A 25,843-nucleotide genomic window follows, 5' to 3' on the forward strand; every position below is an offset into this window, starting at 1 on the left:
CGCCAAAACATCGCACCTATGGCGGTGCTTGCGTGGCATGCTAATTGCGTCTGTTTTTCCATCAAATTTGTATACGATGAAGGAATGCGCTGATGAAGGAACCGCGTTTGCAGATGCTCGGCATCTCCAAGATCTACCCTTCCGTGGTGGCCAACGCCGACGTCGACCTGACCGTGATGCCCGGCGAGATACACGCCGTGCTGGGTGAGAACGGCGCCGGCAAGAGCACGCTGATGAAGATCATCTACGGCGTCGTCAAGCCGGACGAGGGCCAGGTGATGTGGGAAGGGAAGCAGGTCCACATCCACTCGCCGCACGATGCGCGCAAGCTGGGCATCGGCATGGTGTTCCAGCACTTCGCGCTGTTCGAGACGCTGACGGTGGCGGAGAACATCGCGCTGGCGCTGGACGAGAAGATCTCGCCGGCCCAACTGGCGCCGCGCATCCGCGCCGTGTCCGAACAATACGGACTGCCGCTCGATCCGCAGCGGCTGGTGCACAGCATGTCGGTGGGCGAGCGCCAGCGCGTGGAGATCGTGCGCTGCCTGCTGCAGTCGCCGCGCCTGCTGATCATGGACGAGCCGACCTCGGTGCTGACGCCCGATGCGGTGCTCAAGCTGTTCGAATCGCTCCGGCGGCTGGCGTCGGAAGGCGTCAGCATCCTATATATCAGCCACAAGCTCGATGAGATCCAGTCGCTGTGCGACAAGGCCACGGTGCTGCGCGGCGGGCGCGTGTCCGGCACCGCGAACCCGAAACAGGAAAGCGCCAGGTCGCTGGCGGAGCTGATGATAGGCCGCGAGCTGCCTGTGTGCGTGCACCAGCCGCGCGAGCCGGGCGAAGTGCTGCTGTCGCTGGACAAGCTGAATGTGCAAAGCGACGATCCGTTCGGCACCCGGTTGAAGGACGTCAGCCTGGCGCTGCGCAGCGGCGAGATCGTCGGCATCGCCGGCATTTCCGGCAACGGCCAGCAGGAGTTGTTGAAGGCGATTTCTGGCGAGCGGCCGCTGGGCGCGCGCGACGGCGCGATCCACCTCTGCAAGCAGGACGTGGGCGCGCTGGATGCGGCGCAGCGGCGCCAGCTGGGGCTGGGCTTCGTGCCGGAAGAACGGCTTGGACGCGGCGCCGTGCCCGACCTGTCGCTGGCGGATAACGCGCTGCTGACCGGCTACCTGCCCGCCGCCAATACCGGCATGGTCGGGAACGGCCTGATACGGCGCGGCGCGGTGGGCGCGTTTGCGCGCAAGGTGATCGAACGCTTCAACGTCAAGTGCGGCGGCGAACAGTCGGCGGCGGCCAGCCTGTCCGGCGGCAATCTGCAAAAATTCATCGTCGGCCGCGAGATCGCGCTGGCGCCCAAGGTGATGGTGTTCGCGCAGCCGACATGGGGCGTGGACATCGGCGCCGCCATGCTGATACGCCAGGCCATCATCGACATGCGCGACCAGGGCGTGGCGGTGCTGGTGCTGTCGGAGGAACTCGACGAGTTGTTCATGATGAGCGACCGCATCGCCGTGCTGGCGGATGGCCGCCTGTCGCGCGCCGTGCAGGCGGCCGGCACCAGCATCAACCAGATCGGCGTGTGGATGAGCGGCGATTTCGCATCCACCAGCAAACACGGAGCAGCAGACCATGTCACGGCTTGAACGACGTCCCGAACCTTCGCGCCGCATGATGCTGGCGTCGCCGCTGATCGCGGCGCTGGCCATGCTGCTGACCGGCTCCGTGCTGTTCTTCTTCCTGGGGCAGGAGCCGCTGCATGCCTTCCATGTGTATTTCATCAAGCCCTGGACCACGCTGTACGGCGTCGGCGAGCTGCTGCTGAAGGCGACGCCGCTGATACTGTGCGGCGTCGGCCTGGCGATCGGCTTCCGCGCCAACGTCAACAACATCGGCGCCGACGGCCAGCTGACGATAGGCGCGATCGCCGGCGGCGCCGTGGCGCTGTACTTCCAGGAAGTGCAGGCGTGGTGGGTGCTGCCGCTGATGCTGCTGGCCGGCGCCGTCGGCGGCATGCTGTGGGCGGCGATTCCCGCGCTGCTGCGCACGCGCTTCAACACCAGCGAAATCCTGGTCAGCCTGATGCTGGTGTATGTCGCGTACCATCTGCTGAGCTACCTGGTGCACGGGCCGATGCGCGATCCGGACGGCTTCAACTTCCCGCAATCGAAGATGTTCAGCGAGTCGGCCACCTTGCCGCTGCTGGTGGAGGGCTTGCGCGTCAACGCCGCGCTGATCCTGTCGCTGCTGTTCGCCGCCGCCGCTTGGTTCTTTTGCCGGCACACCTTCGCCGGCTACCGCATGCAGGTCAGCGGCATGGCGCCGGCCGCCGCGCTGTACGCGGGCTTCAGCGAACCGCGCAACGTGTGGCTGGCCTTCATGGTCAGCGGCGCGCTGGCGGGCGTCGCCGGCGTCGGCGAAGTGGCCGGTCCGCTGGGACAGATGCAGCCTTCGGTGTCGGCCGGCTACGGCTTTGCCGCCATCATCGTCGCCTATGTCGGACGCCTGCATCCGCTGGGCGTGGTGCTGTCGGCCGTGCTGATGTCGCTGCTGTACATCGGCGGCGAGACCGCGCAGATCGAACTGCAGGTGCCGTCGGCGATCACCGGCATGTTCCAGGGGCTGCTGCTGTTCTACCTGCTGGCCGCCGACCTGTTTATCCACTATCGATTCAAGCCGCGCAAGCGCGCGGTTCGCGACCTTGCCGCAGGAGCCGCCGCATGATGACCACCGAACTGTTGATCGCCTTCCTCGCCAGCACGGCGGGCGCCGCCACGCCGCTGGTGGTGGCCTCGATGGGGGAGCTGGTGACCGAGCGCTCCGGCGTGCTCAATCTCGGCATGGAGGGCATGATGCTGGTGGGCGCGGTGGTCGGCTTCGGCGTCACGCTGGGCACCGGGCAGATGTGGCTTGGGCTGTTGGCGGCGATGGTGGCGGGGATGCTGATGTCGCTGATCTTCGGCTTCCTGGTGCTGACGCTGCAGACCAACCAGGTCGCGACCGGGCTGGCGCTGACCTTGTTCGGCATCGGCGTCTCCGCCTTCCTGGGGCGCGGCTTTGTCGGCCAGACGGTGGAGCGCATGCCGAACCTGAGCTTCCCGCTGCTGTCCGACATTCCGTTCATCGGGCCGCTGCTGTTCCGCTTCGATGCGATGGTGTATGCGTCGGTGGCGCTGGTGCTGGCGATCGGCTGGATGCTGGCGCGCACGCGCCTGGGACTGGTGATACGCGCGGTCGGCGAGTCGCCGCACAGCGCCCATGCGATCGGCTTTCCGGTGATCGCGCTGCGCTACGGCACGGTGCTGTTCGGCGGCGCGCTGGCCGGCCTGGGCGGCGCCTACCTGTCGCTGGCGCTGACGCCGATGTGGGTCGAGGGAATGACGGCGGGACGCGGCTGGATCGCGCTGGCGCAGGTGGTGTTCGCGACGTGGAAGCCGCGCGGCGTGCTGGTCGGCGCGTATCTGTTCGGCGGCGTGACGGTGCTGCAGTTCCACGGCCAGGGCATGGGGCTGGCGATACCGTCGGAGTTCCTGTCGATGCTGCCGTATGTCGCCACGATCGTGGTGCTGGTGATTATCTGCCGCAATCCGCAGACGATTTTGCTGAACAAGCCGATGTCGCTGGGGCAGAACTTCAAGCCGGATTAAAATACGCGCATGACAAATTTCAGCGTGCGTGTGGAACCCAAGGGACTGTCGTTTGCGGCCGATGGTTCGCAAACGCTGCTGGCGGCCGCGGAGCAGGGCGGCGTGTCGCTGCCCAGTTCCTGCCGCAACGGCACCTGCCGCACCTGCATCTGCATGAAGACCAGCGGCACGGTGCGCTACAAGATCGAGTGGCCGGGCCTGAGCCTGGACGAAAAGCGCGAGGGCTACATCCTGCCCTGCGTGGCCATCGCCGAATCCGATCTCGTCATCGCGGTCCCGGCCGCCAAACTCATTCAGCCCTGAGACGGAATGTATTCGAAGCCGTTGCCGATGACGCCGACCAGGGCGGCCTGGTTTTCCGGGCTTTGGCCGAAGAAGGCCAGCATCTTGGCCTGCGTGCCGCCATCCACTTCCATATAGTGGGTCCAGAATTTGACGCCGTCTGCATCGCCGGCGCGGTGCAGCACGTTGTGATACAGCTTGTCGATCATGTCGGCGTTGCTCAGGTTGGCGCCGTACAATCCGATGAATTCCGGACTGGTGACGAAGAAACCGGCCACCTGGTTGAGCGACATGCCGCCGTCCATATAGTGCATCCAGAAGCCCACGCCCTCGGCGTCCGGGGTACGGTTGAACGCGGCCTGGTACAGCCGGTAAGCCTGGCCGGCGATGCCGTCGCCGCCGGTATCCAGCGCCACGGAGATGCTGTCGATAAACTTCAGGCGCTCCACGTTGACCAGCGTGTCCACAGCACCGCCCGGTGCCTGGTCCTGCAGAGTGTAGCCGGCGCCGGCCTTGGTCAGCTTGTAGGCGGCGCGGCCGCCGCTGAATTGCATCGTGTCGATGCCTTCGCCGCCGTCGACGCTGTGGCCGTCGTCGCCTAGCCTGATGAAGTCGTTGCCTGTGCCGGCGTTGACCGACAGCGTGGCGCCGCCGCCGGTGATCATCACCGAGTCGTTGCCGGCGCCGCTGGCCAGCGCCCACGGCGTGGCCAGGCTGGTCGCCAGCGTGATGTTGATGATGTCGTCGGATGGCAGGTTGGCGCCGTCGAACAGCAGTTTTTCGCTGACCACCGTATTGCCGTTGATGGCCAGCGCCAGGTTGCTTAGGCTGACCACGCTGCCGTCGGTGTATTGTTCAATGAAGGCGTCGGCGACGCCGGAGACGCTGGCGCTGCTCAGGCCCTGGCCGATGCTGTTCACGTTGCCGTTGACACTGAAATTGCCGGTCAGTTCGCCCGTCCGGACCAGCATGTCGGCGCGGGTGGTCAGCGAGGTGATGCTGCCGGAAAGATCGCCAGACTGCGACAGCGTCATCGCGCCGCCCACGCCCAGATCGACGTTGCCGAGCGTGGCGTCGTAGCCAGGGCTGGTGGTGGGCAGCAGCGTCTGCAGGTCGGCGTAGTTAATCGTGCCGCCGGTGTTTTGCAAGATGAAGCTGCCGTCGGCGTTGGACGCATAGTGGTAGTTCATGTACCCGCTCACGTTCAGGCGGTAGGCCGACGGCTGTTCGTTGACCATGTTGGTGGCCGTGGCCTCGCCTGTGGTGGCGTTGGGATTGGCCAGCGACACGCCGTAATACTGGCTGTAGGCGCCATCTGGAAATTGCAGTTGCAGTCTGTCGCCGCTGAACAGGCCGGTGGTGTAGCCGGCATGGTTGTTGCCGAAGTTGTAGCTGGCCTGAAACAGCAGGTCGACGGTGTCGACCAGGCTGACCGTGCCGACGCCGGCGTTGTGGGCGTTGAAGGCGTTGATGGTCGAGAGGTTCAGACGGATGTCGATATTTGCCATGGAAAATATGCCGAAAAGAAGGTTGCTGATTCTCACATAAAAGGTGGTACGAATATACGCAGATTGTCACTACGCGGCTGGCTGGCGGCGATACGCGCCGGGGCCGATGGCGTATTGGCGCTTGAAGGCGCGGTTGAAGGCCGCCTCCGACTGGTAGCCCACCGCTTCGCCGACATCACCCGCCTTGCGGCCCGTCTCCAGCAGCCGCGCCGCCCGCGCCATCCGCAGCTGCGCCAGCACGGCGGCCGGGGTAGCGCCGGCGGCCTTGGTGAACAAGCGCGCGAAGGTGGCGCGCGACATATGGCATGCCGCCGCCAGGTCTGCCAATGACCACGGCTGCTGCGGCGCGGCCAGCATGCCGTTCAAAGCGGCCTGCAGGCGGCGTTCCGCCATCACCGCGAACAGTCCCGGCACCGCCAGCGATTGTTCCAGCCAGCAGCGTATCAGCAGCGCGAACAGGGCCGACGCCAGTTGCCGCACGATGGCTTCCGAGCCTGCGCGCGGCGTTTCCGCCTCGGCTTGCAGCATGCCGATCAGGTGGCGCAGGCTGGCCGCGTCCGTGCGATCGGCGGTGCGCACCACCAGCACCGGCGGCAGCGCGGCCAGCAGGCCGGCGTCCGCGTCGAAGCGGAATTCGCCGCACAGGATGTCGGTGGCCGGGCCGTCGCCGTCGTTGCCGTCAAAGCGCAGCAGGCCGGGCGTGCTATGCCGAGGCGAGGTGGCGGCCGGATCGCCGAGGTGGAGTTGGTGCGCGCTGCCGTGCGGGAACACGATGATGTCGCCGGCTTGCAGCGGCAGTTCGCCGTAGCGCGCCTCGCCGCGCACGATCAGGTGATAGGGCGCGACGCCGTCGGCGCCCCCCGGATGGTCGAGCACCCACGGCGCGCCGAAGTGGCAGCGCACATCCAGCGCGGTGCGCATCGGGTACAGGGCGAGCAGTTGGCTGAGAGCGTCCATTTTCAGGTCTTGAGACGATAGAGCAAATTATAGAGCAGATCAGGCATTCATAATCACATGCCGGATGCCTAAACTGTGCTTCATACCAACTCACACCGAAAGGTAACATCATGTCCCGCCTGTACACCCAAGCCGCCTCGGAAGCCACCGGTCACGCCGCCCAACTGTTCACCGCCATCAAGGGCGCGATCGGCAAGGTGCCCAACGCTTATCTCACCGTCGGCAGCAACAGCCCGGTCGCGCTGGAAGCGGCCCTCGACCTGGATGCGGCGCTGCGCAAATCCAGCCTGGGCGCGAAGGAAATCGAAGCGGTCAAGCTGGCCGTCAGCCAGGATGCGCAATGCGATTATTGCCTGGCCGCGCATACGCTGATGGCCGGCAAGGCCGGCCTGAGCGCGGACGCCATCAAGGGCGTGCGCCACGGCCGCGCCAGCGGCGACGCCCGCATCGATGCGCTGGCGGCGTTCGTGCACACGGTCGTGACCACCAGCGGCGACGTGCCGGCCGAGGTTGTCGCCGCCGTCAAGACGGCGGGCTACAGCGATGCGCAGATCGTCGATACCTTGCTGGCGGTCGCCAGCATCACGTTCACCAATCTGTTCAACCGCGTCAATGTGACGACGCTGGACTTCCCGCCGGCCGCTTGAGCCCGGACTTTCCGCTGCTCACTCGCCTTTGCGCAGGCGCTTGAGCAGCGCGTCGGTCGATTCGCTGAGCGGCACGCCGTGGCGCCGCATCAGCTGGATGTTCAGCACCATGTTCTCCAGCACCAGCTTGGCCGCCACGGCCAGCAAGGTCAGGTGCTTGTCTTCATCGCTGAAGTTTTCCATCGCATCGGCCATCTCGCACAGATGGTTGGAAATCAGTCCGCGCAAATCATGTTCGTCAAACGGCAGGTCGGCGAAATCGATCGGATCTTCCTTCTCCACTTCCTGCATCAGCAGTTCCAGTTCTTGCGGCGTAATGGTCATGCATGGCTCCAATGGTTGACGCATTTTCATTTTAGCGCCAAACGGCATAGAATCTGGAAGACAGTCGACCAGATCAAAAAATCCAATAATGGCGCAACTGATTTTTACCCAGCAACTGGGCCGCTTCATGACCGTGCCGCAGGTGGAGACCGAGGCGGACGATCTGCGCAGCGCGCTCGACGCGACATTTGCCGAGCATCCACGGTTGCGCGGCTACGTGCTCGACGAGCAGGGCCATCTGCGCGAGAACGTGGTGATCTTCATCGACGGCCAGCGCACCCGCGAGCGAAAAATATTGAACGATAAGCTCGCGCCGCATTCCAAAGTCTATATCTTGCAAGCTCTTTCAGGAGGCTGATATGTCCGACCGCGCCTATATCGCGACCCGCAAAGGATTGTTCGAAGTCTATCGCACGCATGAGGCGTGGCTGCTCGATCAACAGCACTTCCTCGGCGATCCGGTGTCGATGGTGTTGCCGGACCGGCGCGACGGCACGCTGTACGCGGCGCTCAATCTCGGCCATTTCGGCGCCAAGCTGCACCGGCGCGATGCCGGCAGCAACGATTGGGTGGAGGTGGCGGTGCCGGCGTTTCCGGTCAAGCCGGAGCACAGCGACGATCCGGTCGAGTGGAAGCTGCGGCAGATCTGGTGCCTGGCGGCCGGCGGGCCGGACCAGCCGGGCGTGCTGTGGGCCGGGACCCTGCCGGGTGGCCTGTTCCGCTCCAGGGACCGCGGCGACAGCTGGCAGCTGATGGAGTCGTTGTGGAACGTGCCGGAGCGCGCGCAGTGGTTCGGCGGCGGCTACGATGTGCCGGGCATCCACAGCATCTGCGTCGATCCGCGCAACAGCAACTCGGTGCTGGTTGGCGTGTCCTGCGGCGGCGCCTGGCTGACGGAGAACGGCGGCGAGACCTGGTCACTGCGCGCGAAAGGCATGGCGGCCAATTACATGCCGCCGGAGCTGGCCGACGCGCAGGCGGTGCAGGACCCGCACCGCATCGTGCGCTGTCCGTCCGAGCCGGACAAGCTGTGGTGCCAGCATCACAACGGCATCTGGCGCAGCATCGACAACGGCGCCAACTGGAGCGAGATCGTGCCGGCGGCGCCGGTGTCGAACTTCGGTTTCGTGACGGCGGTGCATCCGCACGACGGCGAGACGGCGTGGTTCGTGCCGGCCGAGGCGGACAGCAAGCGCATTCCGCCGCACGCGGCGCTGGCGGTGACCTGCACCACCGACGGCGGCAAGACCTTTACCGCCTGGCGCGGCGGCTTGCCGCAGCATCATTGCTATGACCTGGTGTATCGCCACGGGCTGGCGGTCAGCGATGACGGCCAGGTCCTGCTGATGGGATCGACCACCGGCGGCGCCTGGCTGTCGGAGGACGGCGGCGGCCAGTGGCAGACCATCTCGACCACCTTGCCGCCGATTTATTCCGTGGCGTTTGCCTAGCCCGCGTAGGCCAGGAACATATCGACGGTCGCTTCGACCACTTTTTTCTGCGTGGCCGCATCCAGCGGCGGCTGGTTCAGCGTGACCTGCGGCCAGAAGGCGAAGGTCTTCAGCTGGCCTTGCAACATTTGCGAGGCCAGGAACGGATCGGCCTTGAGCAGCTTGCCGTCGGCCTGCGCGGCGCGCAGCCAGGTGGTGACGGCTTCTTCCTTGGCGCTCAGCCGCGCCACCATTTCCTGCGCCCGCTGCGGCGAGTGGATCGCTTCGGCGATGGCCACCCGCGCCAGGTCCAGGAAATACGCGTCCTGCAGCATATCCATCTTCTGGCCCAGCACATCCAGCAATTGTTCACGCAGCGGCGCGCCCGGATCGTAGGGCGGGAAAGCCATCGCCGAAATACTGATCCACAGCTCATGCAATATTTGCGCGAACAGTTCGTCTTTACTAGGGAAATGGTTGTACACCGTGCGTTTGGAGACGCCCGCCGTCGCGGCGATCTTGTCCATGCTGGTGGATTCGAAGCCGCCGGAGCGGAATTCGGCGATGGCGGCTTCGACGATGGCCTGGCGTTTGCGGTCGGTGAGTTTGAGGGGCGCGTTCATGCCTTTATTTTACACCGACTAGTTTACTTTTTCAAAAATAAGAACTACACTGTGTAGTGTACATTCTAACTCCCTGGAGTATCGATCATGAATTATCCATCCGTCATCGCCGAATCCGCCGTCAACGACCTGGACGGGCTGTCCGTGCCCAGCGCGCCGCGCGCGCGCAATGGCCGTTTCCGCAATCCGGTGAAGATGCACAAGATGGGTTTCTTCAAGACGCTGGGCATCATGCTGCGCTTCGCTTTCGACAAGCCGAAGGACACGGTGCCCACCCAAGCCATTCCCGTTCACGCGATCACGCAGCAGCAGTTATTGGATGCTCCGGATCGCAGCCTGTTTCGCCTCGGGCACTCGACGGTATTGCTCAAGCTGAACGGCCATTTCTGGCTGACCGATCCGGTGTTTTCCGAGCGCGCGTCGCCGGTGCAGTGGGCCGGTCCGCAACGCTTCCACCAGCCGCCGATCAGCATCGAGGAACTGCCGCCGATCAAGGGCGTGATCCTGTCGCACGACCATTACGACCACCTGGACTTCGCGGCGGTGAAGAAGCTGGCCGCCAAGACCGAGCATTTCATCACGACGCTGGGCGTGGGCGACCGTTTGATCTCATGGGGCATCCCGGCGGCCAAGGTGCAGCAGCTGAGCTGGTGGCAGAGCACGCATGTGGCCGGCGTGAAGCTGGTGGCGACGCCGGCCCAGCATTTCTCGGGCCGCGGCCTGGGCGACCGCAACAAGACGCTGTGGGCGTCGTTCGTGATTGAAGACCGCGATGTACGGATATTTTTCAGCGGCGATAGCGGCTATTTCGACGGTTTTAAGGAAATCGGCCGCAAGTATGGCCCGTTCGACCTGACCATGGTGGAGACCGGCGCCTACGATCCGCAGTGGCCGGACGTGCATATGCAGCCGGAAGAGTCGCTGCAGGCGCATATCGATTTGCGCGGCAAGGTGCTGCTGCCTATCCATAACGGCACCTTCGATTTGTCGCTGCACGCCTGGCATGACCCGTTCGACCGCATCACCGAACTGGCGGCCGAGCGCCGCCTGCCGATCGCCACGCCGGAAATCGGCAAGGCGCTGGATATCCGTCTGCCGCTGGCGGACGATAAATGGTGGGAACCGCTGAAGGAGCGCGAGGCCGCCGCCGCCTAATCAGGCGACGACGTTGATGAACTTGCCGATGGTCTGGCCCAGCGTGTTGACCTGCGGCTTGGGCGGCGCCAGGTCGGCCGGCAGGGCTTGCTCGGCGCGCGACGGCTTTTCGATGGCGTTGTCGAGGTTGACGGCGGGCGCCGCTTCCAACGGCGGCTGCGCCGCCTGATTGCTCTGGCGCTGGGTATCGCTCAGCGTTTGCTTGTCCTTGGCCAGCTGGCTGCGGCTGGCATCGAGCCGGCTGGCGTCCTGGCTGACGCGCACCTGATCCTGCTGCACCTGCCTTTCAGCCTGTGCAACCGATGCTTGCAGCGCGTTGACGGACGAGAGCGTCGCCACTTTTATTTCCCCTGTGCAAAATTCTGGACATAATGAGGCAGGATCGATTCGGATATCGATCTATTGCAGATTAGGCTAGAAAAACAAAAAAGGCAAGGCTGACTGCGCCTTGCCTGTGAGGGGGACTATAGGGTTAGAAGCGGTACAGGACCGACGCTTCCCAGGTGCGGCCGAACAGCGGACGCGCGTTGATCGGGCCGGTGCCGCCGGTGGTCAGGCGGGAATTGCCTTCGGTCAGGCCCAGCTCGTTGTTGAGGTTGGTGCCGCTGAGGCGCACTTCGATTTTTTCACCCAGCGAGAACAGCACGCCGGCATCGATGGTGCGGTAGGACGGCAGGTATTGCTGGTTGGCCTGGTCGGCCCAGCGCTCGCCGATCGAGGTGTAGGTGCCGTAGATCTTGGCCGAGTTGCCGTCGCCGAAAGGAATCTTGTAGGTCGGCGTGAAGCGGAACTGCAGCTTCGGCTGGCGCTGCACGGTCTTGCCGGCGGTGTCGGGATTGTCGCGGTATTCCGATTTCTGGTAGTCGCCGGTCAGCGCCAGTTGCAGGTTCTCGATCGGACGCACGGCGATTTCAAACTCCAGGCCATTGCCTTTGGAACCGCTGATCGAATGCAGCTCCTGCCCGTTCGAGAGTATCTGCGTGAACGCGATACCGTCGAATTCCGTATGGAAGGCGTTGATATATGCGCTGTACAGCTGCGTTGCGGTCTTGAAGCCGATTTCATACTGGCTGACCTTGGGCGTCGGCAAGATGTTGCGGTCGTTGGCCGCGGTCTGGTTGCCGGCGCCGCGGATATCGTCGAACGATACAAAGGTATGGCCGCGGTTGGCGCGCACGAACACGGCGGTGTCCTTGGCCAGCTTGTAGTTGCCACCGATGGTGAACGAGTTGGCGCTGTCGGTGCGGCTCAAGTAGGTGTTGGAGCCGTCCGGCATCGAGGTGCCGTTGTTGTACACGGTCAGCGGGTTGTTGTCGGTGTCGGCCGAGGTCAGGTTGGAGATGGTGCCGCTGATTTTCTGCTGCTCGTGGCGCATGCCGAAGTCGATCTTGATGCGGTCGTTGACTTTCCACTCGTCCGAGATGAAGCCGGCGGTGTTACGGCCGTCGTAGGACGCCACCGGCGCGTAGAACACGTTGCCGTCGGTGCCGTTCTTCGACACGATCACGCCGTTGTTCAAGGTGACATTGATCAGGCTGGCTTGCGGCACGGCCGTCATCAGGTGGCTGTTGCCCAGATACCAGACGTCGTGCGACGAGTAGTCGGCGAAGTAGCCGCCCACGGTGAGCGTGTTGTTGTAGCCGATGTCCTTGCTGACGCGCAGTTCGTCGGTGAACGATTTCAGTTGTTTTTCCACCGACCACAGGCCGGCCTGCACCACTTGCTGGTTGCCGGCGACCGCGCCGCCCTTGACGTAGGTGGCGGTGGCGGCCGTGGCCAGCTTGCCGCCGGCCGCCGCGACCACGGCCGCGTTGCTGTTGGCCGAAGCGATGGCGGCGTTCAGGTAGTCGGTCATCGACAGCGGGTTGTTGCCGGTAAACATGGCGTTGGTGTTGAGGTCGCCGTCGAAGCGGTTGAACTTGTTCGACACGCTCCAATCGCCGATCTTCTGGTCGAAGTTGGCGCCGAACACGGTGGCCTTCAGGCCGCGGCCGTCGCCCAGGTCCTTGTTGAGGGTCTTGCCTGGCGCCGCTTCGATGGTGAAGTTGCGCATCTCGCCGCTCATCAGGGTGCCGGTCAAGGGATTAAAGCCCGGGAACTCGGTGATGGTGCGGCCGCCGTTGCTGGAGATCAGCGGCACGCCGGTGTAGAAGGCGTTCTTGTCGTCGGTGCTGCGGGCGTACAAGGTCAGCTTGCCCTGGTCCAGGTTGCGGGTCAGGGTGGCGGTGATCTGGTGGCCGTCGTCGGCCGGGAAGCCGGCGTCGCGCACGCCGTCGGTCTTGCGGTAGAAGCCGCCGACCGAACCGTACCAGCCGTCGCTGATCTTGCCGCCGTAGTACATATCGACGCGGCGCAGGCTGCCGGTGCCGGTGGTGAAGCGCACCGTGCCTTCCGGCGTGTCGCTGCCTTCCTTCAGGATGAAGTTCATGGTCGCGCCGGGCTGGGCGTTGGACCAGATGGTCGACGGGCCGCCGCGCAGCACTTCGACGCGCTCGACCGTGTCGTCCAGGCGGAAGGCCGACGAGCCTTCAAAGAACGACAGCGTCGGCGGCGGGTAGATCGGGTTGCCCATCATTTGCACGGAGACGAACGGCGAATCGCTGCCCGACGGGAAGCCGCGCACTTCGATGTTGGCGCCGGACTGGCCGCCGGTCGATTCCGCATACACGCCCGGCACCAGTTTCATGATGTCGGCGGTGCTGCTCGGCGAGGCCTGCTTCAGTTGTTCCTCGCTGGCGGTGGTGATCGAGAAGGCCGAGTCGACCTTGCGCACGCCGCGCGCCGACGCCACGCCGGTGACGACGACTTGCTGGATCTCGCTGGCGACTTCCTTGGTGGTGGCCGGCTCGGCCGGCGGCGCGGCCTGCTCCTGGGCGGCGGCGGTCTGGTTCAGCAGTGTGATGACTGCGGCCGCGACGGCGGATAACAAGAACGGATTCTGGCTTTTCATTATGGTCTGTGCTTTCTTATTAGGGAAAATCGTCTCCTGGACGGCGCTCTACCCAAGTTGCAGCCTAAGGCAGTTCCATCCCCGTCTTCCGCCCGTTTGGCGAAGAATGCTCATTGAAACAAGAAATGATATCGATGTCAATTAAAATGTTATCGATGTCATTTTTCGCGACAGATTTGAAATTTCTGTCATAATGCGTCCGAAACCTTGTTTTTAACCCTGTGAACCCCGATGCCCTCGAATAAGACTGTAGCCCGCAAAAGCGAAACAGCACTGACGATGGAAGACCTGGCCAAGCTGGCCGGCGTCTCCAAGATCACCGTCTCGCGCGCTTTACGCGACAGCCCGCTGGTGACGGTGGAAACGCGCGAAAAAATCCGCGCGCTGGCCGAGCAACAGGGCTATCGCTTGAACGTGAGCGCGCGCAACCTGCGCATGGGCCGCAGTTATTCGGTGGCGGTTGTGGTGGAAATGACACCCGTGCGGGGCCGGCCGATGTCCGATCCGTATCCGCTGGAGCTGTTGGGCGGCATCACGCAGGAATTGACGACGGCCGGCTACAGCGTGGTGCTGACGTCCAAGCAGTTGATGAACACCGCGCCGGTGCAGGGCGCCGATGGCTTGATCCTGCTGGGCCAGGGCTCGCACGGCGAGGCGGTGCGCACCTTGCAGCAGACCGGCATGCCGCTGGTGGTGTGGGGCGCGCCGGAACCGGACACCGACTACATCGTGGTCGGTTCGGACAACCGGAAGGGCGGCATCAGCGCCGCCGAACGTTTTATTTCGCAGGGCCGCCAGAAGCTGGTGTTCCTGGGCGACGTCGATCACGCCGAGGTGCAGGAACGCTGCGCCGGCTTTATCGATGCGATGGGCGGACGGGCCGCGGTGCATATCATCCGTCCGAAAGCCTTCACCTTCGAGGCGGGTTTCGACAGCATCTCGTCGCTGCTGAAAAAGAAGGGCGCCAATTTCGACGGCGTGTTTGCCGCCAGCGATTTGCTGGCCATGGGCGCGATCCGCGCGCTGGCCGAGAAGAATTTGCGGGTGCCGGAGAATGTCTCCGTCATCGGCTACGACGATACGCCCGGCGCGGCCAGTTTCGTGCCGCCGCTGACCAGCGTGCACCAGTATCTGCGCGATGGCGGCGTGCTGTTGGCCAAGAAGATGTTGGGCCTGATCGAAGGCCATGCAGTGGCTTCAGAAATGCTGCCGACCACGCTGATGGTACGCCAGACCTAGTTTTCGCTTTCCCCTGAAAATGCCAAAAACCTCTAAAAACCGGCATTTTTTAAAATTCAAACCGCTTTGAATCGCTTATTTTAAGGAATACGCTGTGCAACAACACACTTATCCCCTCGAAGCCTGGTGTATCCGGGAGACCCACTTCGACACCGAATCCCATTTCCTCGACGAGACGCTGTTCGCGCTCGGGAACGGCTACATCGGCCTGCGCGGCACGGGGGAGGAGGGCTACAGCGGCCCGGCCGGTACCTCGCTGGACGGCACCTACCTGAACGGCTTCTATGAGTCGGAGCCGATCCAGTATCCGGAGGCGGCCTACGGCCTGGCCAAGGTCAACCAGTTCATGCTGAATGTGCCGAACGCGAAGGGTATCGAGCTGTGGCTGGAGGACGAGCGTTTCGATCTGCTGACCGGCAGCGTGCAGGCGTATGAGCGCGTGCTGGATTTCCGCACCGGCGTGCTGGCGCGCACGGTGGAGTGGACCTCGCCGCAGGGCCGCAGCGTACGCGTGCACAGCCGCCGGCTGGTGTGCTTCGAGAACAAGCACTTGTTCGCGATCGCGTTCGAGGTGACGTCGCTGAATTTTGCGGGCCGCATGCGGCTGGTGTCGGCGCTGGACGGCGCGGTGAAGAACCTGGAAGCCGGCGACGATCCGCGCGTGGGTTCGGCGATCTCCGGGCCGACGCTGCACATGATCGACAGCGAGCAGACCGGCAGCTTCTCGGCGCTGGTTCAAAAGACGCACAACAGCGGTTTCACGCTGATCAGCGCGACCGAGACGACGCTGAGCGCCGAGCTGCCGCCGGCGGCCGCGCAGGACGGCCAGCGCCTGACGCAGACCTGGGAGCTGCAGGCGGGCGTTGGCCAATCGGTGCGCCTGGATAAATTCGGCAGCTACTACTCGTCGCGCGACTACGACGCGAAAGAGCTGATGTGGCGCAGCAAGGACACCTTGGCCAGCGCCAAGGCGGGCGGCTTCGATGGACTGCGCCTGGCGCAGGAACAGTACCTGGCCGACTTCTGGCAGCAGGCCGACGTGCAGATCGCCGGCGACGACGCGCTGCAGCAGGGCATCCACTTCAACCAGTTCCACCTGCTGCAATCGGTGGGGCGCGACGGCAAGACCAACATCTCTGCCAAGGGCGTGACGGGCGAGGGCTACGAGGGCCACTATTTCTGGGACACGGAGATCTACATCTTCCCGTTCTTCCTGTACTCGAAGCCGGAGATCGCCCGCAAGCTGCTGGAGTACCGCTACGCCGGCCTGCCGAAAGCGCGCGAGCGCGCGCGCCAGATGTCGCACGCCACCGGCGCGCTGTACCCGTGGCGCACCATCGCCGGCGACGAGTGCTCGGCCTACTTCCCGGCCGGGACCGCGCAGTACCACATCAACGCGGACATCGCCTACTCGATCAAGCTGTACATGGAAGCGACCGACGACCAGGAATACCTGGTCAAGCACGGCGCGGAAATCGTGATGGAGACGGCGCGCATCTGGATGGGCATCGGTAGCTACGACCGCGAAGGCCGCTTCTGCATCAACCAGGTGACCGGCCCGGATGAATACACGGCCCTCATCAACAACAACTATTACACCAACGCGATGGCGCAGATGCACCTGAACTTCGCGGCATCGATCGCGGAGCAGCTGCAGGCCGAAGAGCCGGCGGAGTTAGCGCGCATCGCCGCGCTGGCGGCGCTGGACGCGAACGAGCCGGCCGCATGGCGCCGCGCCGCATCGCTGATGAATCTTCCGTACGACGAGGCGCTGCGGATCCATGCGCAGGACGACAGCTTCCTGTCCAAGAAAGTGTGGGATTTCGCCAACACCCCGAAGGAAAATTATCCGCTGCTGCTGAATTATCACCCGATGGTGATCTACCGCCACCAGGTATGCAAGCAGGCGGACGTGGTGCTGGCGCTGCTGCTGCTGTCCGACCAGTTCACGCTGGAAGACAAGCGCCGCGACTTCGATTACTACGAGGCGGTGACCACGCATGACTCGTCGCTTTCTTCCTGCATCTTCAGCATCATCGCGGCGGAAGTGGGCTACCAGGACAAGGCCTATGACTACTTCATGGAGACCGCGCGCCTCGACCTGGACGACACGCACGGCAATACGCACTACGGCGTGCACACGGCGGCGATGGCCGGCACGTGGATGGGCGTGGCCTACGGCTTCGCCGGCATGCGCGTGGTCGGCGGCGAGTTGAAGTTTGCGCCGTCGCTGCCGGCCAAGTGGCAGCACTACACGTTCAAGATTCATTTCAAGGGTGCGCTGCTGGAAGTGCACGTGGAGCCGGGCCGCGCGGAATACCGTCTGCTGCAAGGCGAGGTGCTGGACTTCATGCATGGCGACGAAGCCGTCGCACTGACCCTGTCGCAGCCTAAGCAATCGAGGAGTTTTGCATGAGCCGTTTTAAAGCAGTCATATTCGACCTGGATGGCGTGATCACCGATACCGCCCATTATCATTACCTGGCGTGGAAGCGCCTGGCGGAATCGCAGGGCGTGCATTTCGATCATGCGTTCAACGAAAACCTGAAGGGCATCGACCGCATGGGATCGCTGGACCTGATCCTGGCATCGTCCAAGCGGGTCTACACGCAGGCGGAGAAGCTGGCGCTGGCGGACGAGAAGAATCTCCATTACCAGGAGCTGATCTCGACGATGTCGTCGTCGGACCTGCTGCCGGGTGCGGTGGCGGCGCTGGACAAGGTGCGCGCGGCCGGCCTGCGCATCGGCCTGGCATCGGTCAGCAAGAACGCCTTTACGGTGCTGGGCCGCCTGGGCATCACGGATAAATTCGATTATGTGGTCGATGCGGCCACCATCGAGCGTGGCAAGCCGGATCCGGAAATCTTCCTCAAGGCCGCGCGGGAACTGGGCGTGTGGCCGGCCGACTGTCTCGGCGTGGAGGACGCGGTGGCGGGCGTGGCGGCGATCAAGTCCGCCGGCATGTTCGCGCTGGGGATAGGCCATCCCTTCGTGCTGACTGAAGCGGACGTCGTCATCACGAGCCTGAGCGAATTCAATCTCGCCGCCTACTAAATAATATAAATAATAAAAAATCCGGAGACAGCAGCATGAAGAACCATCGCATTCTATTTGCGCTATTTTTGATTTACTTCGTTTTCGCGATCCTGCTGAACAGCGTCGGCACGGTCATCCTGCAGGTAATCAGCAACTACGGCGTGAGCAAATCCAGCGCCAGCGTGCTGGAAGGGTTCAAGGATCTGCCGATTGCGGTGGTGTCGTTCCTGGTGGCGTCCTTCCTGCCGCGGCTCGGCTACAAGAAGGCCATGCTGACCGGGCTGGCCATCGTCACCGCGGCCTGCGTGGCGATGCCCTTGCTGCCATCGTTCGCCACCACCAAGCTGCTGTTCCTGTGCGTCGGCATCTCGTTCGCGCTGGTGAAGGTGTCGGTGTACTCGACGCTGGGCCTGATCGCCGCCGACCGCAAGCAGCACGCCAGCATCATGAATCTGTTGGAAGGCTTCTTCATGGTCGGCGTGTTGAGCGCGTACTGGGTGTTCGGCTATTTCATCGACTCGCACAATCCGCTGTCGCAAAGCTGGCTGCAGGTGTACTGGGTGCTGGCCGTGCTGTGCGCGGTGACGTTCTTGCTGCTGCTGTCCACGCCATTCAACGAGGACATGGCCGCGCTGCCGGCGGGCCGCAGCATCGCGCAGGATTTCGCCGCCATGCTCAAGCTGTTCTTCAAGCCGCTGGTATGCGTGTTCGTGATCACCGCCTTCCTGTATGTGCTGATCGAGCAAAGCGTGGGCACCTGGCTGCCGACGTTTAACAACGAAATCCTCAAGCTGCCGGCGGCGATGAGCGTGGAAGTGACCAGCATCTTCGCCGCGTGCCTGGCGGTGGGGCGCTTGTCGGCCGGTGTCCTGATGCGCAAGTTGAACTGGTATCCGGTGATGAACGCCTGCGTGCTGGGCATGGCGGCGATGGTGCTGCTGGCGCTGCCGCTGACGCATGATGTGGTGGCCGATCCGCACATCACCTGGGCCACGGCGCCGCTGGCGACCTTTTTGTTTCCGCTGATCGGATTGTTCATGGCGCCGATCTACCCCGGCATCAACTCGGTGATGCTCAGCTCCTTGCCGAAGAACCAGCACTCGGCGATGACCGGGCTGCTGGTGATTTTCTCGGCGCTGGGCGGCACCACCGGCTCGCTGATCACCGGCTATGTGTTCGGCAATTTCAGCGGTCATTTCGCCTTCTACCTGACGCTGGTGCCCATCTCGATCGTGCTGGTTATGTTGTATTTCTTCAAAAGGGCAGTCGATGAGGGTGGCGGCGGGTTCGACGCCACCGCTATAATCAGCAGTCAACATTGAGCACTTGTCTATGAATCTGGAGCGCCTCGCACATCAACTGGGTATATCGAAGACCACGGTGAGCCGGGCGTTAAACGGTTACCCAGAGGTGAACGTCCGCACCCGCGACCGCGTTCTGAAGGCGGCCAAGGAGGCTGGCTACCAGGCCAATCCGATGGCGCGCTCGCTGGCGCTGGGGCGCACCAATGTGTTCGGGATCATCTATCCGCTGCTGCCGGCGGACCTGGGCGATCCGATGTTCCTCGATGTGGTGGCCGGCATGTCGGCCGCGCTGGAACAGGTCAACAAGAACCTGATCATCGCGCCGGTGTCGCCGGCGGCGGAGCAGCCGTCGTACCAGCAGATCGTGCGCGGGCGCCGGGTCGATGGCCTGGTCGTCGGCCGCACGCTGGTGCATGACGAGCGCATCGCGTTCCTGAGCAAATCCAAATTCCCGTTTGTCGCGCATGGCCGTACGGAGCTGAATGCGCCGTATGCGTGGTTCGACTACGACAACGCGGCGGGCATCCGCATGGCGATGGAGCGCCTGCTGGCGCTGGGCCATCAGCGGGTGGCGCTGATCAGCGCACCGCTGGAATTGAACTTCGCCCGCCAGCGCAAGGACAGTTTTGTCGCCGCGATGGCGGCGGCGGGCTTGTCCGCCGATCCGCGCTACCTGATCGCCGACACGCTGGACCGCCGCAGCGGCTACCAGGCCATGCAGCAGTTGCTGGCCTGCTCGCCGCGGCCGACAGCGGTCATCGTCGACAACCACCTGTCCGGCGTCGGCGCGGTGCGCGCGCTGCTGGATGCCGGCGTGGATATCGGCAAGGAGATGTCGGTCATCGTCTGGGGCAACATGGCCGACACGCTGGCCGGCGCCAACGTCACCACCATCGACCAGCCGGACCCGCGCAAAGCCGGCGCCCGCATGATCGACATGCTGCAGGCGCTGGTCGACGGCACCCCTGCCACCGAACTGCAGGAGCTGTGGCAGCCGGTGCTGCTGCCGGGAGCGACAGTGGGCCGCCATTGTATCTAGACTGCTGTTTCTTTGATTTGCATAGTCATTTCTCAGCGGTGATTATTGATGACAATCCGACGATTCTTTTGCTGTACGCTGGCCTGAGTTTTTCTTTCCCCATGCCACCAGCAGATAGATAAGCCAAGGAATGCCAGCGATGCAAAACGCGAAAAATGTCGCCGCAGCGACCTCCCCTGTCATGCAAAATGTTGCGCCTGTACTTCAGAAGTACTTGGAAACTGTCCGGCGAGCCGTAGCGGCAGTACCGAATCCGGATGGCCACGGACCGGTCGAGATTCCGGATTACGAGATGCTGCTGCAAGCGGCCGGTCATCTGGACTCTCCGTCTGCAACGGCCCCGGGAGAAAAGATATTCATGATCTCCTCGCTGTTGGGAAGGGCACGCTCCGTGGATATGCACTATCCAACGCTGGCATACCCCCTGAAATTTCCTCATGATCATCATCTGCATGCCGACATGGGGTTGGAATGGTATTGGGTGGGGGCGCACATGAACGTGACCGACCAGCAGGGACGCCAAGGCCGGTTATCGATTTTATTGTCTACCCAAAAAATACGCAGTATTGGATTGCAGGCCCAAAAAGATGCGGAATGGTCGGACGAGCAGGTCATGGTGGCTGATAATGTCGTCACCATCACGGTCGATATGCCGGACAACAAAGCCATTTACCGGCGCAGCCCGAATCACCAGTGGCCGGCGAAGGGAGGGAGTCTGAGCTACAGCACTCCAGGTGAAAGTTTTTATTTTCAATGCGGACCGGATTCGCTCTCGGGCTCGCCCGATGTGCTGCCGCTGTCGGTCGCCGTCAACGATGGCGATAACATGGTGATCGATATCCGCTTGAATCACAACAGCAGCTTGGTCGACACGGAAAGTGCCTTTTTCCTCCAGGGTGTGCCGAATTTATTCGACAGCACTGGCAATGGTACCGGTATTACGACCGTGCCGACACCGGGGATCTACTATAGTTGGCCGCAATTGCTGGTGGAGGGAAGCGTCACCGTAGGCGGCAATATTTACACCGTGGGCGCTGGAAGCACGGCGTGGATAGATCACCAACTGATGATGTCGAGCCTGGACAATTCCGGAGGCACAGCCAAGCCCGTTCCTTTCGTGAACGATCCTACTCCTTATAATGGCTGGGTATGGCAATTCTATAATTTGAACGATGGCTGCGCCTTTACGGGCGCGGGTTTTGTCCTGGGCGAGATGAATTACACGCCGCCAATGGTTTATGGCTATTTCGTATCGCCGAATAAGCAGCGCGGCTGGAATGCCAGATTCATCACCGGCGATATGACGTTGACCGATCCGCAGCCGTTTCCCTCCATCGTCGCGCAACCGGACGACAGCACCACGGTGACGATCCCGATTTCCAGATCGTATGCTCAGATCGTTACCCCGCTTGGTTCCGCGCCTGCGTTGTCTGGAGATGCGCAGCCTTGGTATAAGGATGGGACATTTAACAATCCTAACGGCAGCCTGTGCGGGGAGTTTCCTGCTGATTTCACGGACACTTCCGGGCAATATGCCAATGGTGTGGGCTACCTGGAAACCGTGGGCTTCCAGGCCGTTGGGGATTGGCGGGCTTACATGCTTGGCGTGCTGCAAGGCGAGATTTTGCTGGGCCAGTAATGGAAAACTGATGAGGCGGCGGAACCGCCGTCGCCAGTTCAGTATATTTCTTGCTGCGCTGCCGGCACGGCGGTTGCCTCAATCTCAAACAGCATGCCGTCGAGCGCAAGGCGCGGCACGGGGATCAGTGTGCAGGCGGGAGCTGGATGGTCGCCCCAGGCGGCGCGGAGTGCGCTGCTGAAGATGTGGAGGCGCGCTTCGCTGTGGTCGACGATCAGCGCGCTGATCTTGGCGACATCGGCGAGGCTGGCGTTGGCTGCCTGCAGGGCGGTCTGCAAATTGCTGAGCGCTTGCTGAACTTGCGTGGCGAAGTCTTCGCATAGCACGCCGCTTGCGTCTTCGCCGCCCTGGCCGGAGATGTAGACGATGCGGGCGGGCGCTTCCGCCACGACGACGTGGCTGCTTAACTTGAGGTCAAGGACTTTCGATCAACCGAAAGAACTGGGCCTCGGCGAGCTGGCCGAGCGTAGCGGCGTGGCGCTATCGGCGCTGCATTTTTACGAGGCCAAGGGGCTGATACATTCGGTTCGTTCCACCGGCCAACCAGCGCCGCTATGCACGCTCGGTCCTGCGGCGGCTGGCGGTCATGAAAGTAACGCCGATGATGCGATGGCCCGGCAGGGTGCCGGGCCTCACTTCGAGTAGCGTTACATATTGCGGCGATACTGGCCGCCGACTTCGAACAGCGCCGTCGTGATCTGGCCCAGCGAGCAGACGCGCACGGCGTCCATCAGCTTTTCAAACACGTTGGCGTTGTCGATGGTGGCTTGCTGCAGGGCCGCCAGCGATGCCGGCGCGGCGCCCGCATTGCGAGCGTGGAAGTCTTCCAGGCGCTTGAGCTGCGATTGCTTTTCGTCGTCGGTGGAGCGCGCCAGTTCGATCTTCTGCGGCTCGCCCGTCGCTTTCGGATTGCGGAAGGTGTTGACGCCGATGATGGGCAGGGTGCCGTCGTGCTTCTGGTGCTCGTACAGCATGGACTCTTCCTGGATCTTGCCGCGCTGGTAGCCGGTTTCCATCGCGCCCAGCACGCCGCCGCGTTCGGCGATGCGTTCAAACTCCTGCAGCACGGCTTCTTCCACCAGATCGGTCAGCTCTTCCATGATGAACGAGCCCTGGTTCGGATTCTCATTCTTGGCCAGGCCCCATTCGCGGTTGATGATCAGCTGGATCGCCAGCGCGCGGCGCACGGATTCGTCGGTCGGCGTGGTGATCGCTTCGTCGTAGGCGTTGGTGTGCAGCGAGTTGCAGTTGTCATAGATCGCGATCAGCGCCTGCAGCGTGGTGCGGATGTCGTTGAAGTCGATCTCCTGCGCGTGCAGCGAACGGCCCGACGTCTGCACGTGGTACTTGAGCTTTTGCGAGCGGTCGTTGGCGCCGTACTTGTCGCGCATCGCCACGGCCCACAGGCGGCGGGCGACGCGGCCCAGCACCGTGTATTCCGGGTCCATGCCGTTCGAGAAGAAGAACGACAGGTTGGGCGCGAAGTCGTCGATGTGCATGCCGCGCGCCAGATACGCCTCCACAAACGTGAAACCGTTCGACAGCGTGAACGCCAGCTGCGAGATCGGGTTCGCGCCCGCTTCGGCGATGTGGTAGCCGGAGATCGATACCGAGTAGAAGTTGCGCACCTGGTGGTGGACGAAGTATTCCTGGATGTCGCCCATGACCTTCAGCGAGAACTCGGTCGAGAAGATGCAGGTGTTCTGGCCCTGGTCTTCCTTGAGGATGTCGGCCTGCACGGTGCCGCGCACATTCTGCAGTACCCAGTCCTTGATCTTGGACGCTTCATCGGCGCTAGGCTGGCGCTTGTTCTCTTCGACGAACTTGTCGACCTGCTGGTCGATGGCGGTGTTCATGAACATCGCGAGAATGGTCGGTGCAGGGCCGTTGATGGTCATCGATACCGAGGTGCTCGGGCTGCACAGGTTGAAGCCGTCGTACAGCACCTTCATGTCGTCCAGCGTGGCGATCGAAACGCCGGAGTTGCCGACCTTGCCGTAGATGTCGGGACGCAGCGCCGGATCGGCGCCGTACAGGGTCACCGAGTCGAACGCGGTCGACAGGCGCTTGGCGTCCATGCCGGTCGAGACCAGCTTGAAGCGGCGGTTGGTGCGGAAGGCATCGCCTTCGCCGGCGAACATGCGCGTCGGGTCTTCGCCTTCGCGCTTGAAGGCGAACACGCCGGCCGTGAACGGGAAGGAGCCCGGCACGTTCTCCAGCATCAGGAAGCGCAGCACTTCGCCATGGTCTTCATAGCGCGGCAGTGCGACCTTGCGGATCTTGGTGCCCGACAGCGTGTGCTGGATCAGGCGCGTGCGGATTTCCTTGTCGCGAATCTTGACGACATAGTCATCGCCCGCATACGCGGCCTGCATGTCCGGCCATTGGGCCAGCAGCTTCTTGGCGCCGCCGTCCATCTCGGCGTCGCGCTCGGCGATCAGCTCATCGAAGTCGGCGGTCTTGTGGGCGATGGCCAGCATGCGCTTGGATTCCGTCAGTTGCTGGCGTTCGCGCGCCAGCGTCACCTGCTTGCGCGTGAAGCGGTGGTAGCCGCGCACGGTGTCGGCGATCTCCGCCAGATAGCGGGCGCGCGCAGGCGGCACGATGACGTTCTTGCCGCTGGAGTAGCGCACGTCGACCGCCGGCAGCTTGCCCGGCTTGGCTTGCAGGCCGAATTGCGCGAGCTTGGGCAGCAGCCCCTGATACAGCGAGGTGACGCCGTCGTCGTTGAAGCGCGACGCCTGCGTGCCGTAGACCGGCATTTCTTCCGGGCGCTTGCTCCACATCTCGCGGTTGCGCTGGTACTGCTTGGCGACGTCGCGCAGCGCGTCCTGCGAGCCTTTGCGGTCGAACTTGTTGATCGCGATGAAGTCGGCGAAATCGAGCATGTCGATTTTTTCCAGCTGCGAGGCGGCGCCGAATTCCGGCGTCATCACGTACATCGAGACATCGACGTGCGGCACGATGGCGGCGTCGCCCTGGCCGATGCCGGAAGTTTCGACGATTACCAGGTCGAAGCCCGCGACTTTGCAGGCGGCGATAACGTCCGGCAGTGCTTGCGAAATCTCGGAGCCCGCTTCGCGCGTGGCCAGCGATCGCATGAAGACACGCGTCTGGCCGGCCCATGCATTGATGGCGTTCATGCGGATACGGTCGCCCAGCAGCGCGCCACCGGATTTGCGGCGCGACGGGTCGATCGAGATGATGGCGATGTTGACCGCGTCGCCTTGGTCGAGGCGGATGCGGCGTATCAGTTCATCGGTCAGCGAGGATTTACCCGCGCCGCCGGTGCCGGTGATGCCCAGCGTCGGCACGGCCAAGCCTTCGGCCGCGGCGAGGATTTCGGCGCGCAGGGCAGGGGAGGCTTTTTCGTTTTCCAGCGCCGTGATCAGCTGCGCCAGCGGGCGGTGGCGGTCGGCGATGTCGCCTTCGCGCAGCGGCGCCAGCGAAGTTGGCGAGTATTGCGACAGGTCGATGTCGCATTGCTGCACCATCCATTGGATCATGCCGACGAGGCCCATGCGCTGGCCGTCTTCCGGGCTGAAGATCTTGGTGACGCCGTAGGCGTGCAGGTCGGCGATTTCGTCGGGGACGATGACGCCGCCGCCGCCGCCAAACACTTTGATGTGCGCGCCGCCGCGCTGGCGCAGCAGGTCGATCATGTATTTGAAGTATTCGACGTGGCCGCCCTGGTAGCTGGAGATGGCGATGCCTTGCACGTCTTCGGCCAGCGCTGCGGTGACGACTTCGTCTACCGAGCGGTTGTGACCAAGGTGGACCACTTCCACGCCGTTCGATTGCAGGATGCGACGCATGATGTTGATCGAGGCGTCGTGGCCGTCGAACAGCGAGGCCGCGGTGACGAAGCGGACTTTGTTGGCCAGGCGCGGCTGATCCGGCACGGCTGCAATTTGAGGAGCGGAGAGGTCGTTCATTGGTGTCCCTTGTGCTTTTATGCTTTATCGATTCATTATATGACGTTTACGTTAACGTCAAGTCAAGCGAAAAATCGTCGTCCCCGCGCAGGCGGGGACCCATGCTGAGCATGCGTTCTATGGGTCCC

General features: G+C 63.2%; 21 protein-coding genes and 2 pseudogenes. 15 read left to right on the forward strand and 8 right to left on the reverse strand.

Features of this window, described 5'->3' with window-relative positions; translation table 11 throughout:
- The first annotated feature begins 92 nt into the window (after nucleotides 1-92).
- The 4 genes from ACEN9F_RS19780 to ACEN9F_RS19795 are packed head-to-tail and all read left to right on the forward strand — an operon-like array spanning nucleotide 93 to nucleotide 3,950.
- Entirely contained in the window at nucleotides 93-1,646 is a 1,554-nt protein-coding gene (locus ACEN9F_RS19780) for an ABC transporter ATP-binding protein (RefSeq protein ID WP_413422538.1), read from the forward strand.
- Nucleotides 1,633-2,724 (forward strand): ABC transporter permease, encoded by a 1,092-nt coding sequence (locus ACEN9F_RS19785; protein WP_413422540.1) that lies wholly within the window; start codon nucleotides 1,633-1,635, stop codon nucleotides 2,722-2,724. Before ACEN9F_RS19780 ends, ACEN9F_RS19785 begins: the two co-directional genes overlap by 14 nt.
- Nucleotides 2,721-3,647, forward strand: coding sequence for an ABC transporter permease (locus ACEN9F_RS19790; RefSeq protein ID WP_413422542.1), 927 nt, complete (start codon nucleotides 2,721-2,723; stop codon nucleotides 3,645-3,647). The genes ACEN9F_RS19785 and ACEN9F_RS19790 overlap by 4 nt, the downstream gene beginning before the upstream one ends.
- A gap of 9 nt (nucleotides 3,648-3,656) precedes the next feature.
- On the forward strand, nucleotides 3,657-3,950 hold the full coding sequence (locus ACEN9F_RS19795; RefSeq protein ID WP_413422544.1) for a 2Fe-2S iron-sulfur cluster-binding protein: 294 nt from the start codon (nucleotides 3,657-3,659) through the stop codon (nucleotides 3,948-3,950).
- On the opposite strand, the gene ACEN9F_RS19800 is transcribed toward ACEN9F_RS19795, so the two are convergent.
- Both ACEN9F_RS19800 and ACEN9F_RS19805 read right to left on the reverse strand, forming a co-directional pair.
- Nucleotides 3,941-5,437 carry a DUF4214 domain-containing protein gene (locus ACEN9F_RS19800; RefSeq protein ID WP_413422546.1) on the reverse strand — a complete coding sequence of 499 codons (1,497 nt, stop codon included), beginning with the start codon at nucleotides 5,435-5,437 and terminating at the stop codon, nucleotides 3,941-3,943. The genes ACEN9F_RS19795 and ACEN9F_RS19800 overlap by 10 nt on opposite strands.
- A gap of 69 nt (nucleotides 5,438-5,506) precedes the next feature.
- Nucleotides 5,507-6,394, reverse strand: a complete 888-nt coding sequence (locus ACEN9F_RS19805) for an AraC family transcriptional regulator (RefSeq protein ID WP_413422548.1) — start codon at nucleotides 6,392-6,394, stop codon at nucleotides 5,507-5,509.
- A 110-nt stretch (nucleotides 6,395-6,504) separates the two neighbouring features.
- Here ACEN9F_RS19805 and ACEN9F_RS19810 point away from each other — a divergent pair, with 110 nt between their 5' ends.
- Nucleotides 6,505-7,041, forward strand: a complete 537-nt coding sequence (locus tag ACEN9F_RS19810) for a carboxymuconolactone decarboxylase family protein (RefSeq protein WP_413422550.1) — start codon at nucleotides 6,505-6,507, stop codon at nucleotides 7,039-7,041.
- Between the two features lie 18 nt (nucleotides 7,042-7,059).
- On the opposite strand, the gene ACEN9F_RS19815 is transcribed toward ACEN9F_RS19810, so the two are convergent.
- Nucleotides 7,060-7,365, reverse strand: a complete 306-nt coding sequence (locus ACEN9F_RS19815) for a hypothetical protein (RefSeq protein ID WP_413422552.1) — start codon at nucleotides 7,363-7,365, stop codon at nucleotides 7,060-7,062.
- 88 nt (nucleotides 7,366-7,453) lie between these two features.
- Here ACEN9F_RS19815 and ACEN9F_RS19820 point away from each other — a divergent pair, with 88 nt between their 5' ends.
- On the forward strand, nucleotides 7,454-7,723 hold the full coding sequence (locus ACEN9F_RS19820) for a MoaD/ThiS family protein (protein ID WP_413422554.1): 270 nt from the start codon (nucleotides 7,454-7,456) through the stop codon (nucleotides 7,721-7,723).
- Between the two features lies 1 nt (nucleotide 7,724).
- Nucleotides 7,725-8,816, forward strand: a complete 1,092-nt coding sequence (locus ACEN9F_RS19825) for a WD40/YVTN/BNR-like repeat-containing protein (protein WP_413422556.1) — start codon at nucleotides 7,725-7,727, stop codon at nucleotides 8,814-8,816.
- On the opposite strand, the gene ACEN9F_RS19830 is transcribed toward ACEN9F_RS19825, so the two are convergent.
- A complete protein-coding gene (locus ACEN9F_RS19830) occupies nucleotides 8,813-9,418 on the reverse strand; it encodes a TetR/AcrR family transcriptional regulator (RefSeq protein ID WP_413422558.1) in 606 nt (201 codons plus the stop codon). The genes ACEN9F_RS19825 and ACEN9F_RS19830 overlap by 4 nt on opposite strands.
- 87 nt (nucleotides 9,419-9,505) lie before the next feature.
- Between ACEN9F_RS19830 and ACEN9F_RS19835 the strand changes: the two genes are divergently transcribed.
- A complete protein-coding gene (locus ACEN9F_RS19835; RefSeq protein WP_413422560.1) occupies nucleotides 9,506-10,573 on the forward strand; it encodes an MBL fold metallo-hydrolase in 1,068 nt (355 codons plus the stop codon).
- On the opposite strand, the gene ACEN9F_RS19840 is transcribed toward ACEN9F_RS19835, so the two are convergent.
- A complete protein-coding gene (locus ACEN9F_RS19840; RefSeq protein WP_413422562.1) occupies nucleotides 10,574-10,912 on the reverse strand; it encodes a hypothetical protein in 339 nt (112 codons plus the stop codon). It lies immediately after the preceding gene.
- 133 nt (nucleotides 10,913-11,045) lie between these two features.
- Nucleotides 11,046-13,523, reverse strand: a complete 2,478-nt coding sequence (locus ACEN9F_RS19845; RefSeq protein ID WP_413422564.1) for a TonB-dependent receptor — start codon at nucleotides 13,521-13,523, stop codon at nucleotides 11,046-11,048.
- A gap of 231 nt (nucleotides 13,524-13,754) precedes the next feature.
- Here ACEN9F_RS19845 and ACEN9F_RS19850 point away from each other — a divergent pair, with 231 nt between their 5' ends.
- The 6 genes from ACEN9F_RS19850 to ACEN9F_RS19875 all read left to right on the forward strand — a co-directional run bounded on the left by ACEN9F_RS19850 (nucleotide 13,755) and on the right by ACEN9F_RS19875 (nucleotide 21,780).
- Nucleotides 13,755-14,762, forward strand: a complete 1,008-nt coding sequence (locus ACEN9F_RS19850) for a LacI family DNA-binding transcriptional regulator (RefSeq protein ID WP_413422566.1) — start codon at nucleotides 13,755-13,757, stop codon at nucleotides 14,760-14,762.
- 94 nt (nucleotides 14,763-14,856) lie between these two features.
- Nucleotides 14,857-17,178, forward strand: a complete 2,322-nt coding sequence (locus tag ACEN9F_RS19855) for a glycoside hydrolase family 65 protein (RefSeq protein ID WP_413422568.1) — start codon at nucleotides 14,857-14,859, stop codon at nucleotides 17,176-17,178.
- Nucleotides 17,175-17,816, forward strand: coding sequence for a beta-phosphoglucomutase (gene pgmB, locus ACEN9F_RS19860; protein ID WP_413422570.1), 642 nt, complete (start codon nucleotides 17,175-17,177; stop codon nucleotides 17,814-17,816). Before ACEN9F_RS19855 ends, pgmB begins: the two co-directional genes overlap by 4 nt.
- 35 nt (nucleotides 17,817-17,851) lie before the next feature.
- Nucleotides 17,852-19,120, forward strand: coding sequence for an MFS transporter (locus tag ACEN9F_RS19865; protein ID WP_413422572.1), 1,269 nt, complete (start codon nucleotides 17,852-17,854; stop codon nucleotides 19,118-19,120).
- A gap of 10 nt (nucleotides 19,121-19,130) precedes the next feature.
- Entirely contained in the window at nucleotides 19,131-20,141 is a 1,011-nt protein-coding gene (locus ACEN9F_RS19870; RefSeq protein WP_413427117.1) for a substrate-binding domain-containing protein, read from the forward strand.
- A gap of 139 nt (nucleotides 20,142-20,280) precedes the next feature.
- On the forward strand, nucleotides 20,281-21,780 hold the full coding sequence (locus ACEN9F_RS19875; protein WP_413422574.1) for a hypothetical protein: 1,500 nt from the start codon (nucleotides 20,281-20,283) through the stop codon (nucleotides 21,778-21,780).
- A gap of 38 nt (nucleotides 21,781-21,818) precedes the next feature.
- Here the strand turns inward: ACEN9F_RS19875 and ACEN9F_RS19880 are convergent.
- Nucleotides 21,819-22,181, reverse strand: a pseudogene (locus ACEN9F_RS19880) (RidA family protein); the annotation flags it as partial.
- Here ACEN9F_RS19880 and ACEN9F_RS19885 point away from each other — a divergent pair.
- Nucleotides 22,147-22,396: pseudogene (locus tag ACEN9F_RS19885) on the forward strand (MerR family DNA-binding transcriptional regulator); the annotation flags it as partial. The pseudogenes ACEN9F_RS19880 and ACEN9F_RS19885 sit on opposite strands and share 35 nt — an antisense overlap.
- 31 nt (nucleotides 22,397-22,427) lie before the next feature.
- Here ACEN9F_RS19885 and icmF read toward each other — a convergent pair.
- Complete coding sequence (icmF, locus tag ACEN9F_RS19890; protein ID WP_413422576.1) at nucleotides 22,428-25,715, reverse strand: fused isobutyryl-CoA mutase/GTPase IcmF; 3,288 nt, start codon at nucleotides 25,713-25,715, stop codon at nucleotides 22,428-22,430.
- Nucleotides 25,716-25,843: the final 128 nt, after the last annotated feature.

It is taken from the genome of Duganella sp. CT11-25 (assembly GCF_047302815.1).
Lineage (GTDB): Bacteria > Pseudomonadota > Gammaproteobacteria > Burkholderiales > Burkholderiaceae_D > Rugamonas.

What these genes read in the sequence shown, in the direction of transcription:
- ACEN9F_RS19780 (WP_413422538.1), top strand. Translation starts at nt 93, where the DNA reads ATGAAGGAACCGCGTTTGCAGATGCTCGGCATCTCCAAGATCTACCCT.
- ACEN9F_RS19785 (WP_413422540.1), top strand. Translation starts at nt 1,633, where the DNA reads ATGTCACGGCTTGAACGACGTCCCGAACCTTCGCGCCGCATGATGCTG.
- ACEN9F_RS19790 (WP_413422542.1), top strand. Translation starts at nt 2,721, where the DNA reads ATGATGACCACCGAACTGTTGATCGCCTTCCTCGCCAGCACGGCGGGC.
- ACEN9F_RS19795 (WP_413422544.1), top strand. Translation starts at nt 3,657, where the DNA reads ATGACAAATTTCAGCGTGCGTGTGGAACCCAAGGGACTGTCGTTTGCG.
- ACEN9F_RS19800 (WP_413422546.1), bottom strand. Translation starts at nt 5,437, where the DNA reads ATGGCAAATATCGACATCCGTCTGAACCTCTCGACCATCAACGCCTTC.
- ACEN9F_RS19805 (WP_413422548.1), bottom strand. Translation starts at nt 6,394, where the DNA reads ATGGACGCTCTCAGCCAACTGCTCGCCCTGTACCCGATGCGCACCGCG.
- ACEN9F_RS19810 (WP_413422550.1), top strand. Translation starts at nt 6,505, where the DNA reads ATGTCCCGCCTGTACACCCAAGCCGCCTCGGAAGCCACCGGTCACGCC.
- ACEN9F_RS19815 (WP_413422552.1), bottom strand. Translation starts at nt 7,365, where the DNA reads ATGACCATTACGCCGCAAGAACTGGAACTGCTGATGCAGGAAGTGGAG.
- ACEN9F_RS19820 (WP_413422554.1), top strand. Translation starts at nt 7,454, where the DNA reads ATGGCGCAACTGATTTTTACCCAGCAACTGGGCCGCTTCATGACCGTG.
- ACEN9F_RS19825 (WP_413422556.1), top strand. Translation starts at nt 7,725, where the DNA reads ATGTCCGACCGCGCCTATATCGCGACCCGCAAAGGATTGTTCGAAGTC.
- ACEN9F_RS19830 (WP_413422558.1), bottom strand. Translation starts at nt 9,418, where the DNA reads ATGAACGCGCCCCTCAAACTCACCGACCGCAAACGCCAGGCCATCGTC.
- ACEN9F_RS19835 (WP_413422560.1), top strand. Translation starts at nt 9,506, where the DNA reads ATGAATTATCCATCCGTCATCGCCGAATCCGCCGTCAACGACCTGGAC.
- ACEN9F_RS19845 (WP_413422564.1), bottom strand. Translation starts at nt 13,523, where the DNA reads ATGAAAAGCCAGAATCCGTTCTTGTTATCCGCCGTCGCGGCCGCAGTC.
- ACEN9F_RS19850 (WP_413422566.1), top strand. Translation starts at nt 13,755, where the DNA reads ATGCCCTCGAATAAGACTGTAGCCCGCAAAAGCGAAACAGCACTGACG.
- pgmB (WP_413422570.1), top strand. Translation starts at nt 17,175, where the DNA reads ATGAGCCGTTTTAAAGCAGTCATATTCGACCTGGATGGCGTGATCACC.
- ACEN9F_RS19865 (WP_413422572.1), top strand. Translation starts at nt 17,852, where the DNA reads ATGAAGAACCATCGCATTCTATTTGCGCTATTTTTGATTTACTTCGTT.
- ACEN9F_RS19870 (WP_413427117.1), top strand. Translation starts at nt 19,131, where the DNA reads ATGAATCTGGAGCGCCTCGCACATCAACTGGGTATATCGAAGACCACG.
- ACEN9F_RS19875 (WP_413422574.1), top strand. Translation starts at nt 20,281, where the DNA reads ATGCAAAACGCGAAAAATGTCGCCGCAGCGACCTCCCCTGTCATGCAA.
- icmF (WP_413422576.1), bottom strand. Translation starts at nt 25,715, where the DNA reads ATGAACGACCTCTCCGCTCCTCAAATTGCAGCCGTGCCGGATCAGCCG.